The sequence below is a fragment of the Vibrio scophthalmi LMG 19158 genome (genome assembly GCF_000222585.1).
Lineage (GTDB): Bacteria > Pseudomonadota > Gammaproteobacteria > Enterobacterales > Vibrionaceae > Vibrio > Vibrio scophthalmi.
Window position 1 is genome coordinate 1 of sequence record NZ_AFWE01000018.1, and the last position, 13,439, is coordinate 13,439.

Here is a 13,439-nt window from a genome sequence, read left to right on the forward strand (position 1 = left end):
CTATCAACTAATTGAGATACTTATTATGAAAACAATGAATAACCCAACGTTCGCTGCTCGTCCTTCAATGAAAAACAAACAACGTGGTGCGCTCTCTGCTGAGCTGGCTATGGTGATTGGTGTGGTCGTAATTGCACTGATTTTTATGGTGTCGCAAGCACCAAACTTTCGATACAAAATCAATGAAGCCCGTTTTTTATCGCAAGCGAATGAGATTGCGCAAGAAACAAACGCATGGAAAAAAGCCCGCCCTAACTTTGAAGGCGTGACCATTACTAAAGTGTGTGAAGAAGGCGGTCTAAACAAATCGCTTTGTGGCTCATCAAATGATGGTCGTGCAACAAACCCGTTTGGTGGTGACTGGTCAATTTCAGCGAATACCGGCAGTAAAGGGCTATTTGATGTGACAGCCACACTACCAGAAGACGCGCACCGTATTCCAAGCCTTGCTAACTCAATTGCGTCTTCTACACGCGCTAACTGTAATGAAGCTGACGGTTGCGACACTCTGGCGACAACCGCAACGTCTATCAAAATGACGTACTAATGCGTCAGCGCGGCTTTCTTAGCGCGGAATTAAGTCAATACCTTATCGTCACCATCCTATTCTTTGCACTTCTTGTGCCGCCGATTACCCAATGGGCGAGACTCTATCAAAATGCGGCCAGCATTAACCAAACGATCGAGACCATCACGCAAGAAGCGCAATTTAACTATGCCAAAGCTGTGTTAACAACGCGCTGCTTACCTCAAGCGGCGCTAACACTGGCGGATTTAAACCTGACCTTACCAAGCGATGATGTTCGCTATGACGTGCGCTACTTACAAAGCGGCGTACCCAAGGCAAGGCCAAGCGGCATACAAGTGGGCGTGACGATAATTGAGCCGAAGTTGCAGAACGTGGCAACTCGGCTTACCCCTGACGAAATCCAAGGCGCAACTTTACTATTTAACGCTCCGTTAAATTATCAACTACCTGACTGGCAAGAACTCAACACCAATACGGGTTGTATCCGATAGGAGGCCAATTGAAAGGTTTAAAAAAACAACAAGGCTTTGCAATGCTAGCTTCAATGTCCATCGTCCTTGGCGTGGTCATTGTTGGCTCAATGTGGGTGGCAGAAGAAAGCGCAAAACGCCGAATTTTGACTAACTCAGAATCGTTCTATAACCGAATTATCTACTTACGAACCCAAGTACACGCCTTTGTGAATGACCGTTATTTGGAAGGGCATCGAATCAATGGGGCGGCGATTTTTCCGAACCGATTAGGGGCACTTGAACCGAAATACATTCCAACATGTACCAATGAAGATAATCAGAAAGGCTTTTGTATGAAAGTCAATCAAACCCCTTGGGGCGAGATTGGTGAAAGAGATTATCGAGTTGTTGCCGTACCGAAAGATGACGGTTCCGGCGTGAGTCATTACCGCGCCGAATTTGATGTAAAGCTACCTGATAAAGACTCAGTAGCACTTAAATTTGAGCGACAAACCACACTCGCCATGCTCGCGCAAGTTCCCAATATTTTCTACGACGATGCAAACAACATCTTAACCGTTCGCATCGATAGGCCAGATAAAGCCTTTGCGTATGAATCGTTGGTTAAGCGCAGCGGCGACGATTCGACGTTGCTTGGTGATTGGGACGTGGGCGGCAACTTTGCGATAACGAACGCTAAAGATGTAACCATAAAAAATAGCAACGGCACACAGCAATCCGTTGTTCAGGGCTTAACCAAAATCTACACCGTTGAACACGGCCAATGGTTACGAAAACCACCGTGCCCACAAGGGATGACCTTAAATTCAACGTTCAGTATTACCGAAATTAACACACACCCAACCTATAGCCTGACGGGTCTACAAAGAGCGTATTTGATTGAAGAAAATGCGACTCAGATTCGCGTGGGTTTAGATGTGGGAGCAAAACATAAATTTAGTGGTGCAGGCCACACCCTTCATTTAGGGAAAGTGACTGCACTTTTGCAATGCAAATAAGGAGCTGATATGACAGCAAAAAAAACGAACCTGTATTTAGGTCTCATTCTAGCCATAAGTTGTGGCAATGCTATGGCGAAAGTAACTTACGAAGACGCACTGGAGGATGAACGCCAATTAGCCGCAGAAAACCCACACAATCCACCAACGCAGGGGTTTACACAGCGAGAAATTGATGCCGCAGTTGGTACAAACAGTGTACCAATTGTATTCAACGGACACTCAACCAGTAGTTGTACTAACGTTTATCCGCCAGATAAAACTTCTGTTTCAACGCACGATATTTATGTCGTCGGAACCTATGAAGATCAAAACAACCATAAGGACTCTCATACTCGTGGGGTCGCTCAAAAACTGACAACCAACGGCGCAACTCAAATTTGTGCGCAATGGACGCCAGCTCGATATTTCAACTTCCACTATCAAGTTTCTGCTTACGAGAAATAACTTGACCTAAATCACGCCCTTTGTAAGATTAACTATACATAATCAAACAAAGGGCTAAAACAATGACTAAAGAAGAGTTCAAAGCGGAGTACACAAAAAAAGGATGGACAGCAACAACCCTTGCAAAAAGATGGGGATATTCAGCACCCACTCGCATTCATCACATAGCAGTAGATCCACACAAAAACCCTTATATGATCGATGCTGTGCGTGGATTACCTTACATCATAAAAGAGAAAATATAATTAACGATTAATATTGCATCGAAATGATTTCTTCAGTAAAATAGATCGATCAAATATCGTGATTCAATCGGAATAATAACAATGAAAAAAGCCCTTTTATTACTCGCGTTAAGTTCTCCATCCGCAATGGCTATAGTTGGAGGGGAATCATTAGATTGGCGTAAAGATTTTACAAACATGACAACTATGAGTTGCACCAGCACACTAATAGGCGGTAAATATCTACTGACTGCTGGACATTGCAGGGGAGTACCTAATGTTGGATTTTCCGATTCAGATGGCACAATCAAAGATGCTATAAATATTCTCGAATATCACCTCCCACCAGATGATGGCACTAATCAATTTTCACCAGACATTGCGGTTTGGGAATTGGAACGAGCGCATCTAACCAAAGATATACGTTTTGTGGCCGATTTGAATCACGATCCTATTCGTGTTGGTGATCACGTAACAATGTACGGTTTTGGTGGTTCAGATTTATTGAAAAAAGGCGTATCTCAAATTGCTGATACATCCGGAGAACCTCACGACCTATCATTTCTCTATGTGAGCAATGATATTGGTCAAGGCGTATTACAAGGTGGTGATTCAGGTGGCCCATGGGTGAACACCGAAGGCGACATTATAGGTGTATCACGCACTGTTGGTAATGATAACAGCATGACAGCAACACGCCTTGCACCGGTTAAAGATTGGTTATCGCAAACAGTGAACGCATGGCATTACCCTACATTGGCTAATGTTAATGGACGCGAAACCATTACGATTCAATCATTGCATAGTAATCCAGCCGGTGTAGATTTTTCTGTGGAGTCTAACGAAACAGGCGACGCAACCATCATTCGAGATCAAAGTACCTGTTTAACAAAGCCAACTGTATTACCGTTTGAGAAATGTACTATCGTTGTAGAAAGTAATGGCGGTGAAGGTCAAATACAGCTTTCTGGGACTGAATTTATCGAACTGAATAAACCAACTCCTGTTGAACCACCAACACCACCAAGCGCTGGCGGTGGTTCTAGCGGCGGATCAATGAGCTTGTTCGGTCTACTAGGCTTATTTGGTTTAGGTGTGATGCGCTCTCGCAAACGCTAATAATAAACAGAACAAACAAATCGGCGGCTTCTATAGTCGCCTTTTTCACGCTTGAATAATAACGAGGAATCAAACTATACAAATGGATAATAAAAAGTTTTATCACGCATCCAATATTGTGTCTCTCGATGACTTTCTAAAATCTGACTTTGCTCAGGGTAGCCATATCTACTGTGCCTTTACTAAGAACAGCATGGACTCGTTCATCAAGCATAACCTTGAGAAAAAACTAGTCAAAAGTATCAGCTTTAGTGACGGGCACACTCTCTACCCAACAGCACCAGAAATTGAGCTTGAAGATGCAGAATATAATTAATCTCAACGCTACCCACTAGAATAGAAAAAGCCTCGACAGAATCCATTCCGTCGAGGCTTTCTTTCACCCTTCGCTCAAACCGCACTAACAAGAGTAGAGAAATATGGGGAAAAACTCTTTCTTGTAGCACATCGAAACACTATCTCAATTTTAAGAAACGGCCAAACAATGATTCAAATGATCACGATAACTCTATTTTTCTTCGGCTATCTCTTTGTTATCTGGCAACTAATGAAAGCCCCCAATAACCTAGACAGACCACCGCCAAACGTTCAACGAAAAACAAGCGTCATATTTTGGCTATGTACCGTGATCTTTTTGCTAGTGATTGATTACTCGATCATAACCAGCGTACTACTCACTTCGCTACTAACCTATTTCTACGCCACTAGAATTTGTCGCTTCAAAGCTAACTCAAACGCATTGTTGACCGTCATTCCTGACATACTCGATAACTCAAAAGCTCAAATCCACCTCAGCAATCCAGCCGATAGCTTTCAACGTGGCCACTATGTTGAACTCTTAGATTTACTAGGCAAATTGAGCGCATTTGGCATAACACAAATCACGTTAACCTCCCCTATGTTCTACAAAGATAAAGCATTAAGAGGATTGGGCGCACTAGAGCGGTTAACAAGCCCGCACTGGCTTGTAACAGGTAAATCAATTCACTGGGTTAACCATCTGTGGGAAATAGCGGTACTGGCTAATCTGAGGCGCACCAAAGCCAATCAGACCATTAATTCACTTTCACTAACACAGTGGTATCAAATCACTCTGACTTTAAACCGGCACGCGAGTGAGAAATCGTAAGCTTACGATTTTGAGCTTGGGTGGAACAACGCGCAGCGGCGTTAGGAAGCAAAAATCATGACCATTAACAATCGATACGTCAATCATTCATCAGTTTGGCATCACAATAAGCTAGAGCTTATCGACACAATTGTAGATCAATTGGATAAGAAGCTTTTGTTAAAAACATGGGAAGAAAAACGCGACATAAGAAATGCCATTGAAGAAGAACTGGAAGAGTACACGCTCTATCGTTGCCACACCCACTCTAAAGGCGGAGCTGTGGGGTGGCGTGTTTTGTATGCTCTATTCGTCCTTTTTCAATGGTTGCTTTGGCCGTACTGCTTTTTCAACTGGCTCAAGACCGGCAACTTTCGTTTAAACAGCAAAAGCCGCATTGGTATGTTTATAGACCGTATTGTTGAACAAGCAACAAACTAACACTACAGGAAAAACCATGACGACATCCCATGAACACTCAAACTCAAGTCACTTCATCATTCTGAATGAAGACGTTGATAAGAACGCCCACAGATTCTCAACAAAAAGAAAAGTCCTTTTTGGCCGTGAAGTTTTTCATCAACTATGCGTGAACCCAACCTATAGCTCTGAGTTAAACCGTTTCTTAAATAGCACTCTCGAATCTTCGAACTTTCGGCCAAACAAAATCACTCTCTACTCTTATCGTGCAACAGCACCACACCACGTACTCAATTTCGATAGCCAATTTGAGATTACCATAACCGAAGGTAATACCTCGATTCCCGACCTCTGGAACTTTCAGGATGGAGTCAGAACAGGCAACGTTGATATTAGCGTCTACGATAGCGTCGATGTTCTTTACTTAATTGAAACCATTATTGCCTATTGCCGACAACACAACCCCGAACTACAGGTAGAGCGAACTAAATAGAGGGAACAATGATGCTCAAATACATTGGATTCATATTAGCGTCACTGCTTTGGATTCAATCAGCCAATGCAGCAATCACATCCGGCGGCAGAACTTACGATGGCGTAAAAAAAATCATTATTAAGCGTAATATCCGCTGCCCAAACTACTGCACGACCATCTCAAAATACAGCCGTGAGTATAATGTGCCAGCTCAATTGATTGTCTCGATTATTCACAACGAAAGCGCTTTTAACCCGAAAGCAGTAAGCCCCAAAGGAGCCAAAGGTCTAATGCAGCTAATGGATATAAACAGCAAAGCAGCACAGATAAACCCGTTTGATCCACACGAAAACATTCGTGCCGGCACTGCGCTTTTCTCTCGATTGATGAAACGTTACAACAACGTGGAGTTAGCTCTCGCAGCGTATAACGCTGGCGAAGGTAATGTTGCTAAATATGGTGGAGTTCCACCATTTCCTGAAACTAGACAATACATAAAGAAGGTCATGGCCCACTATAAAACACCACCAAATTAAACCTACGATCTGAATTGAGCTTGTAAGAATAACAAGAAAAGACTAATATAATGTTGTAGATGAAAGGCGGTAGAGGTATCCCCTTGTAAAACAGTATCAACCTCATTGGATGAGTGGCGGTAGAGGTATCCCCACATGAAACAGTATCAACCTCATTGGATTAATCTACACAAAGAAGCCCCTTTATGGGGTTTTTTTGTGCCCGAAGGAAAATAATGGATATTAGAACGTTAAACCAGGACGCCTATGCTCAACTAGCTAAGGATAGGCCGCAGGTACTCGAAAAGAACCGTGGCTATGGGATCGTATCTATCACAGTAAACGAGCTTATCTACGCAATACCATTACGCAGCAATATGAATCATAGCAACGGATTTAAAACAATCTCTATGAAGCGTGGAAACAAACTCATCTGGAACGGCCTTGATTATTCCAAAGCCCTTGTCGTGCAATCCACTGACATTGAGCCAACAGCTTTTAAGCTTCGAGAGAAAAAAGAGTTTGATAAAATTCAATCAAACAAAGAAAAAATCATAGCGGATTTTGAGAAGTTTGTAGCGGCTTACATTGCATGTGTAAAGAAAGGAACATCTACAACAGACCACCGTTTTAAATTCACCACATTACAATACTTTCATGCTGAATTAGGCTTGTAAAAAAATGCCTGTGTTTTTCAACACAAGCATTCAAAATCGGGAGTAACCACAACACGGCATTACTATTTTTGGGTTGCGCTTGTTGTGTCTTGTTCTGCCGCTTCTACAACCTCACCTTTCGATGTGTAAACTCTTTCTAGTGGCATGATTCCTTGAGCTTGTTTTTGCTCTAAGGCGCCATTGAGAATGTCCTTAACTTCATACTGGCTCAAGAATTTGTCACTTTCACGAATAGCCATCAGTACCTCAATCGGTATTTCTTTTGCGGCTTGGCCGTTAAAGAACGGCTGCAACTTCCCTTCTTCCTTGGAATATTGATACTCTACTGTGATCGCATCCTTCACCAACTCAACGTTATCACTGCCACGTTGAACAATAGTAATATCCCACTCAACACGATGTGTTTCTAATGGCTCAACGCCAATCTTTTTCCCTTTCTCATCTTTAACATCAGCCATAACGGTAACGTCACGCTCTCCAACTCGCTGAACATCCACGCTATCGCCAATTTCAACGCCACTTTCTTTAATCGCATCTTGAAGACCAACACCCCACTTTGTTTCGCCATTACTTAACTCAACGTAATAACTTGGCTTTGCGCCCTCTTCATGCAGATAAGGGGCTTTACCATGCGCAACTAAAATGACAGCTTCATTTTCGACAACTTTCTCGTCTAAATCCTTTGACTCAACATGCTCATGATCATTGGCAACAGAATGACTTTGATTTTGCTCTTTCTGAATTACTGGAGCTAAAGCATCGCCATAGTCCTTGTTGCTTTCCGCACCTTGCTCAATCTGCGCAATAATATATTTATACCCTGCACTATCAGTATGCTTCTCTGCCAGCGCATGATGACGCACTGCCATTTCAGCAAGGCCATCACTATCAAGCTGTTCCATCTTTTTCTGATCACGGGCCAATACATCAACGACTTGTAAAGCTTCTTTGATTTGCTGTGATACCTTACTAACCTCATCCATTGAATGCTCAGCGCTGTTAGATTGAGACTTAGCATTAACATCCGTTACATTGTCACCATTCGCATGTGAATGATCAGCTTTAAACTCATCACGGCACTTAATAAATAATGCCTGCATGTCTTTTGAAGCAAAGACGATATTTAAGTTTTTAGCCACGGCCACATCGATCACTTGTTGCTTAAATGCTTTCGTTCCTGTGATATTGACTGTCCCAAACTTTTCAGCAGCCAACGTCATAGCGGCTGCAATATGTGCAACATCAGGCTTTCTGCTACTCATAACAATTTGGTTGCCGGTATCTCTAAAGATTGCATCGCCGGTGTTCACGTCTTTGAAAGTGATCTGCTTGCCTTTTAAGTCCTTGGTAGGAACAAGATCAGACAACCTTAACGTTAGCTGCTCAGCAAGTGCTTGCTGGCGCTTAAAGTTGTCTTTGATGCTTCGCAACTCAAGCTCTGCGTTAGAGATACTATTTTGCTCTCTGCCTGGCAAAGTGCTGTATTTTTTCAAATCTGATAATGCCATTCTCTTTTCCTCAAATTGCTCTTGTCTAACCAAGAACTTAAACACCCTAATAGATTCATCAAGGCGCGATAATTTTTGTTTATTGCTGTAACCCTGCGTGACATAACGGCTTGCTGACGAGATCGCGTTCAATACTTGTCGGTCATCTCGCTCCAAACACTGATCTCGATACATCGATGAAAGTAGCGTTTTTGTTTGCTCCCAATTCAAGTGCATGTGTCCAGTACAAAAATCACTGACGTTATAAGCACGACTTTCTGTTTTGATCCTGGCACTGCCATCCTTCGCCCGAAAGACACTGTAATTCTGTGGTACTAAACCGTGTGTCTTTTCAAAATGTTCGATTAGACGTTCTGGTTCAAGCCGCTGACGGATCACACGAAATTGATCGCGCTCTTGCTGGCTAGTCCTATGCGATAAATGAGTTTTTAAAAACTGCTCAGCAACAGATCTCGGTTTATCGACAACAGCCGCTTTAACCGGTGAAACGGTTAATAATCTCGATGGCAAACCAGTAGTGCTTTCTTTCCCTAATCGACTGGAATTAATTCCGGCTCGAACTCCTCCATTGGTGCTTCTGGCATCTCTGCTTCTTCCACCCCTATCAATAGCCCGTCGCAATTGGTGATCTCGACTTGTTCCTCCGGCGTCCAGATCAACGTTTGCATCACTCGGCAAAATACTTTGGGAAACTTCTGCCCATTCTCCGCTTGCTCTAACCAAACCGCGTTGGGGCAGACTTGGCAAGCCGTTTGAGATTTTGGCAAACTGTTTAAATCCAATTCGTTCAAAACCAGACTCTCGATTTGTCGTCCGTCTTCTCGATTGAAAATATGTGGTATTGAATTGTTCTCGTCGCTCATTTAATAAATCCTGCCTTTCATTTTGTTCCAGTGAATAGTAATGCTTCCTAAATTTAGGTGAAGATGGATGAACATATTTCATTTCATAACTTCGCGCATTACGCCATTCATTAACCAATTTCTCGATTTGTTTATCGGTTGGCTTATCTCTTAAAAGCTCTCTATTTTCTATGTAGTTAGATTTGAAGCAAGCGTCTTTCAATCTGATATTTTTAGATTGACCGTTTAGTTTAACTTTTAAATATTCACTATCTGAACCAGCTCGACCTTTGGAAACTTTGCCAAACTTTGATAATTCATCTTTAAAACCGTCCATTGTTCTAATGTTTTTGTCATTAATCAGATTAAACAATGACTGTCTAAACTCAGCATTAGAACCTTTAAAATTATCACCTTTATAACGACTAATAAAATCAGAACCATCAGAAAACAAACGGTACTTTCTTTGATTATCATAAGGCGATTCCAAATTACCAGTTCTATTTACCTTCTCTTGGATCGCATCATGATAATCTATATTATCCTTATAAACACCAAACGGCGCCAGTGATTTATTTGTGACCAAGTTAACTTTTGGAATAACAATATGAACATGAGGGAATCGTTCTATTAACTCTCCCGTTTTTTTGTCATTGTATGATTTAACCTTCGGGTAATGTATTTCCGCATAGATATTATATTCATCTTTATGAAATGCGGTCATTATGTTAGACTTATATTCATTATAAGCTTTTATAATGCGCTCATGTTCAATATCACGCTCACCAAAACTAAGCGTGATATGTAGGTAAGCCTCAGAATCTTTTGAATCGTTAATTTTATTAATGATGCTTTCTGTCGCTTGTAAATTACCATCAATACAAACACGGTGATCGAGTTCATCACGGCTTAATTCTCTACCTGACTTGATGCCATCAACCAAATATTCAACGATGCCCGTTTTTCCACCCGTCACACGCGCTAACATTTATCTAGTGCCCCTTGGAGTAGACGCTCAATGCTAATAAGGTTGTTCAACGTTTCAATATACACCTTCTCACTAATAACATTACCTCGATACGCACTATTAAGCTTATGTGCAACTTGGTTTAAATTGTTACCGGATTTATTGAATATAAAAAGTAACTTATCATACTCAACTGGCCGACGTTCATTAACGTTGAATGTATATTCTTGGTTCAAGAATATACGGCGGAAAAACTCAGTCTTAGTGAGTTCCGTCGTTTCCATGATCTTCTTATATGGCTCATATTCCGACTCAGTAAGTCGAAAAGATATGGGCACGTTCTTGTTCTCTTTATTAGCCATTATCAATCGTCCATTTTGGTTCGTAGAACCTTGCGCCTTTAGGGGTTCAAAGGGGTTTCCCCCTTTGGCACGCGATTATATCAAATTACGAAGTAATTTTGTATACATCGACAGCGTGCCTATGTTTTTCTTTCAATTCTGCAAAAACAATGAAATCTCAATTGAATTACAATACTTTTTCAAGAAAAATTCAAAACTTGTACAACTAATGTACAAACCAAAGTCAAATGATATACAATTACAAATCAATATCAATTCAACACAAAATCAATAGCAATCTTATGGACACCAAATATCACGATAACATTAGGAAAAGATTAGCTAGTTTCATAGAAGACCTAGAAGCCCCTGTATCATTCTCGAAAGCTGTCAGAAACAACTATGACGAGATAAGGAGCGTGATGAACGACGGGTACAAAGTGGCTTTCATCATGGAATGTGTAGCAATGAAACAAAGTATTCGCGTATTTAGAGAAACTCTCTATCAAACAAACAAAAGAATAAAACTTCAATCACTATCCACGAAAGAAACATCTCAAGAACAGACACCAGATAAAGAAAAACATAAAATGCAAAACACTAATGCATTAAGCAGATCAACTAATAATGAAAAAACCCCTCAGACAGAAGACATTATAGAAAAGTGGAAGAATGCTAATGTTTCAGCAAAAAACCTTATTCGAATGCTCGAAAAAAACAACGTTTCGGTAGAAACGGTCCTGTCTTGGAATTGCGCTAACGAGTTTCAGTTATCCAGAAAGATCACTGAACATATTATTTCCATCAAAAACAAAAAAACAATATAATAGAACAATTAACGAACAACAGGTAAAAACATGAAACTAGCTATCGTAAACAACTCTGGTAATGTAGGCAAATCCACTATTTGCCAAGTGTTACTACAACCTAGACTAACCGACTCACAAATAATAAAAGTTGAAACTATAAACTCTGACGGAACAGATGACCTTAAATTTTCAGCAGGTGAGTTTCACTCAATCATACAAGAAACCGACTTGTACGATCATGCAATATTAGATGTAGGCTCATCTAATATAGAAACCTTCATTCACCAAATGAAAGAGTTTAAGGGTTCTCATGATGACATTGACTACTTTATTATTCCTATCACACCAAAACACAAACAACAAATAGATTCAGTTTCCACAGTAACAACGTTAGGCACATTAGGTGTTGAACCAGAAAAAATTCGATTCATTTTCAATCAAGCTGACAAAATAATCCCAACTGATAGACAATATTCTTTTTTTATCAAAAGCATAAAAGAAGAACTAGATCTAATCGTAAACCATGCAAATACGCCAACGATATATGAAACATCAGCATTTTCATTACTATCACAGCAAGGTCGAACATTTAGTGAAGTAACTAATGACAATAGAGACTTCAAAGCAATGCTTAGAGAAAGCACTGATAGAGATGAACGTTTAGAAATATCAGAACTACGTACAACAAAACAACTAATAAATGGTGTCAATGACATTCTTGATGCTGCATTTTTAAATCTAAACTTAGGATCTTAACATGAACCCCTTAAATCTAAATAGAGTTGATGAGGTTGTCGATGCGCGACTACGCATTTTACTTGCTGACTATTTCGAATTTGAATCAATCATTCAAAAACTTCCTATTAATGTAAAAGAATCTCTAGCTAATGTTCTATTAGAAATAGAAAGTTTAAACAAATCTCTTGACTCTATTCCAAATGAGTTTGATGAAAGATTTTCAAAAAAAATGAATCAAATTGTTGCGGTAACAGAAGAAATAGACAAACACAGCACTACGCTGGCGGATACATTACGCGATGTAATAGCTGATATGAGTAGCAAAAATCAAGCATTCCAAATTGAGGCTAATAACCAAAATCAAGCTATTCTTGAACAAAAAGCGACTCAGTTTGAAGCCGCAGCAAAAGAACACGCTATCAAGTTAGAAGAAAAAACCATCTGGCAACTACAGCGAAGCATTAACGGACTGATCGTGTTAGATAAGTTCTACATTTGTGCAGCTATCGTGGCTTTGCCAATACTGACCAGTCTCTTTACCATTTGTGTATTGAAGTACTTCCGTTGGATTTAACTATTTTGGCCGGTTTTTGTACTTACCCACAAGCAGCGAGAGATCGGGGTTAATGTCTCTAGCTACTCATGGATAAGTACAAAAACCTACACTGACGACCACATCATAAGGATCTTTTTCAATGTCAGAACTAACAAAAACCCTTCTTAATATTCGTTCACTTCGTGCATTCAGCCGTGAATTGACTCTTGAACAACTAGAGGAAATCAAACAAAAATTAAGTGCCGTGATCGATGAACGAAAAATCGAAGAAGCGGAGCTGGATGCGGAACGTGAAGAGAAAGAAGCTAAACTAAAAGAGATCGCAGCAACATTAAAACGCGACGGTATCGATGTTGGCGAACTGATGGCGGCATTATCTAATCAACCAGTGACAAAGAAAGCAAAGCGCGCACCACGTCCAGCTAAATACCGTTATACCGATGACAACGGTAATGAAAAAACATGGACAGGCCAAGGACGTACACCATCATTTCTAGTAGATAAAAACCTAGACGATTATCTGATCTAATCCCAAAGGGAAGATAAATGGATACCATTAATATTAGCTATGCTGGATTATTCACTTTATTCATAATTATTATGATTGGGCTTGTATTCATCTATACTTTCCAAGATGCATTTGAGTCTCTCAAGGAAAGATTTTTTAAATCAAGATGACCGCCTTTGCTTAAC

Annotated in this window: 18 protein-coding genes; 16 read left to right on the forward strand and 2 right to left on the reverse strand. The window is 40.6% G+C overall.

The features are described 5' to 3' along the window. The 12 genes from RH88_RS00300 to tenpIN form a co-directional block, all read left to right on the forward strand. A partial coding sequence (locus tag RH88_RS00300) for a hypothetical protein (RefSeq protein ID WP_005592637.1) occupies positions 1-547 on the forward strand: 547 nt, incomplete at its 5' end. After that, a complete protein-coding gene (locus tag RH88_RS22645; RefSeq protein ID WP_005592638.1) occupies positions 547-1,020 on the forward strand; it encodes a hypothetical protein in 474 nt (157 codons plus the stop codon). The genes RH88_RS00300 and RH88_RS22645, both read left to right, overlap by 1 nt. A gap of 8 nt (positions 1,021-1,028) precedes the next feature. After that, positions 1,029-2,000: a hypothetical protein gene (locus RH88_RS00310; RefSeq protein ID WP_005592639.1), complete on the forward strand. Its 972-nt coding sequence runs from the start codon at positions 1,029-1,031 to the stop codon at positions 1,998-2,000. A gap of 9 nt (positions 2,001-2,009) precedes the next feature. Then, positions 2,010-2,447 (forward strand): hypothetical protein, encoded by a 438-nt coding sequence (locus RH88_RS00315; protein ID WP_005592640.1) that lies wholly within the window; start codon positions 2,010-2,012, stop codon positions 2,445-2,447. Between the two features lie 62 nt (positions 2,448-2,509). Continuing rightward, complete coding sequence (locus RH88_RS00320) at positions 2,510-2,692, forward strand: hypothetical protein (protein ID WP_005592641.1); 183 nt, start codon at positions 2,510-2,512, stop codon at positions 2,690-2,692. Between the two features lie 81 nt (positions 2,693-2,773). Further along, positions 2,774-3,790 carry a trypsin-like serine protease gene (locus tag RH88_RS00325; protein WP_005592642.1) on the forward strand — a complete coding sequence of 339 codons (1,017 nt, stop codon included), beginning with the start codon at positions 2,774-2,776 and terminating at the stop codon, positions 3,788-3,790. Between the two features lie 82 nt (positions 3,791-3,872). Then, positions 3,873-4,106, forward strand: a complete 234-nt coding sequence (locus tag RH88_RS00330; RefSeq protein WP_005592643.1) for a hypothetical protein — start codon at positions 3,873-3,875, stop codon at positions 4,104-4,106. Between the two features lie 177 nt (positions 4,107-4,283). Then, positions 4,284-4,919 carry a hypothetical protein gene (locus RH88_RS00335; RefSeq protein WP_241212147.1) on the forward strand — a complete coding sequence of 212 codons (636 nt, stop codon included), beginning with the start codon at positions 4,284-4,286 and terminating at the stop codon, positions 4,917-4,919. 57 nt (positions 4,920-4,976) lie between these two features. Continuing rightward, entirely contained in the window at positions 4,977-5,339 is a 363-nt protein-coding gene (locus tag RH88_RS00340; RefSeq protein ID WP_005592646.1) for a hypothetical protein, read from the forward strand. Positions 5,340-5,355: 16 nt separating this feature from the next. Continuing rightward, positions 5,356-5,811 carry a hypothetical protein gene (locus RH88_RS22650; RefSeq protein WP_005592648.1) on the forward strand — a complete coding sequence of 152 codons (456 nt, stop codon included), beginning with the start codon at positions 5,356-5,358 and terminating at the stop codon, positions 5,809-5,811. Positions 5,812-5,819: 8 nt separating this feature from the next. After that, complete coding sequence (locus tag RH88_RS00350) at positions 5,820-6,329, forward strand: lytic transglycosylase domain-containing protein (protein WP_241212148.1); 510 nt, start codon at positions 5,820-5,822, stop codon at positions 6,327-6,329. Positions 6,330-6,544: 215 nt separating this feature from the next. After that, positions 6,545-6,985, forward strand: a complete 441-nt coding sequence (tenpIN, locus tag RH88_RS00355) for a type III toxin-antitoxin system TenpIN family toxin (RefSeq protein ID WP_040757767.1) — start codon at positions 6,545-6,547, stop codon at positions 6,983-6,985. Positions 6,986-7,047: 62 nt separating this feature from the next. Here the strand turns inward: tenpIN and RH88_RS00360 are convergent, their stop codons facing one another. Together RH88_RS00360 and RH88_RS24065 are read right to left on the reverse strand one after the other, a co-directional pair. After that, positions 7,048-10,323, reverse strand: coding sequence for an LPD7 domain-containing protein (locus tag RH88_RS00360; protein ID WP_005592651.1), 3,276 nt, complete (start codon positions 10,321-10,323; stop codon positions 7,048-7,050). Next, positions 10,317-10,664, reverse strand: a complete 348-nt coding sequence (locus RH88_RS24065) for a plasmid mobilization protein (RefSeq protein WP_005592652.1) — start codon at positions 10,662-10,664, stop codon at positions 10,317-10,319. Before RH88_RS24065 ends, RH88_RS00360 begins: the two co-directional genes overlap by 7 nt. 446 nt (positions 10,665-11,110) lie before the next feature. Between RH88_RS24065 and RH88_RS00375 the strand changes: the two genes are divergently transcribed. The 4 genes from RH88_RS00375 to RH88_RS00390 all read left to right on the forward strand — a co-directional run bounded on the left by RH88_RS00375 (position 11,111) and on the right by RH88_RS00390 (position 13,275). Continuing rightward, positions 11,111-11,470, forward strand: coding sequence for a hypothetical protein (locus tag RH88_RS00375; protein WP_138944236.1), 360 nt, complete (start codon positions 11,111-11,113; stop codon positions 11,468-11,470). A 30-nt stretch (positions 11,471-11,500) separates the two neighbouring features. After that, positions 11,501-12,208, forward strand: a complete 708-nt coding sequence (gene stbB / locus RH88_RS00380; protein ID WP_005592657.1) for a StbB family protein — start codon at positions 11,501-11,503, stop codon at positions 12,206-12,208. Between the two features lies 1 nt (position 12,209). Continuing rightward, positions 12,210-12,764, forward strand: a complete 555-nt coding sequence (locus RH88_RS00385; protein WP_005592659.1) for a hypothetical protein — start codon at positions 12,210-12,212, stop codon at positions 12,762-12,764. A gap of 121 nt (positions 12,765-12,885) precedes the next feature. Next, positions 12,886-13,275: an H-NS family histone-like protein gene (locus tag RH88_RS00390; RefSeq protein ID WP_005592661.1), complete on the forward strand. Its 390-nt coding sequence runs from the start codon at positions 12,886-12,888 to the stop codon at positions 13,273-13,275. The last annotated feature ends 164 nt before the right edge of the window (positions 13,276-13,439 follow it).

Excerpts from the sequence above, each read along its gene's own strand:
- RH88_RS22645 (WP_005592638.1), top strand. The coding sequence starts at position 547 with ATGCGTCAGCGCGGCTTTCTTAGCGCGGAATTAAGTCAATACCTTATC.
- RH88_RS00315 (WP_005592640.1), top strand. The coding sequence starts at position 2,010 with ATGACAGCAAAAAAAACGAACCTGTATTTAGGTCTCATTCTAGCCATA.
- RH88_RS00320 (WP_005592641.1), top strand. The coding sequence starts at position 2,510 with ATGACTAAAGAAGAGTTCAAAGCGGAGTACACAAAAAAAGGATGGACA.
- RH88_RS00325 (WP_005592642.1), top strand. The coding sequence starts at position 2,774 with ATGAAAAAAGCCCTTTTATTACTCGCGTTAAGTTCTCCATCCGCAATG.
- RH88_RS00330 (WP_005592643.1), top strand. The coding sequence starts at position 3,873 with ATGGATAATAAAAAGTTTTATCACGCATCCAATATTGTGTCTCTCGAT.
- RH88_RS00335 (WP_241212147.1), top strand. The coding sequence starts at position 4,284 with ATGATCACGATAACTCTATTTTTCTTCGGCTATCTCTTTGTTATCTGG.
- RH88_RS00340 (WP_005592646.1), top strand. The coding sequence starts at position 4,977 with ATGACCATTAACAATCGATACGTCAATCATTCATCAGTTTGGCATCAC.
- RH88_RS22650 (WP_005592648.1), top strand. The coding sequence starts at position 5,356 with ATGACGACATCCCATGAACACTCAAACTCAAGTCACTTCATCATTCTG.
- RH88_RS00350 (WP_241212148.1), top strand. The coding sequence starts at position 5,820 with ATGATGCTCAAATACATTGGATTCATATTAGCGTCACTGCTTTGGATT.
- tenpIN (WP_040757767.1), top strand. The coding sequence starts at position 6,545 with ATGGATATTAGAACGTTAAACCAGGACGCCTATGCTCAACTAGCTAAG.
- RH88_RS00360 (WP_005592651.1), bottom strand. The coding sequence starts at position 10,323 with ATGTTAGCGCGTGTGACGGGTGGAAAAACGGGCATCGTTGAATATTTG.
- RH88_RS24065 (WP_005592652.1), bottom strand. The coding sequence starts at position 10,664 with ATGGCTAATAAAGAGAACAAGAACGTGCCCATATCTTTTCGACTTACT.
- RH88_RS00375 (WP_138944236.1), top strand. The coding sequence starts at position 11,111 with ATGAAACAAAGTATTCGCGTATTTAGAGAAACTCTCTATCAAACAAAC.
- stbB (WP_005592657.1), top strand. The coding sequence starts at position 11,501 with ATGAAACTAGCTATCGTAAACAACTCTGGTAATGTAGGCAAATCCACT.
- RH88_RS00385 (WP_005592659.1), top strand. The coding sequence starts at position 12,210 with ATGAACCCCTTAAATCTAAATAGAGTTGATGAGGTTGTCGATGCGCGA.
- RH88_RS00390 (WP_005592661.1), top strand. The coding sequence starts at position 12,886 with ATGTCAGAACTAACAAAAACCCTTCTTAATATTCGTTCACTTCGTGCA.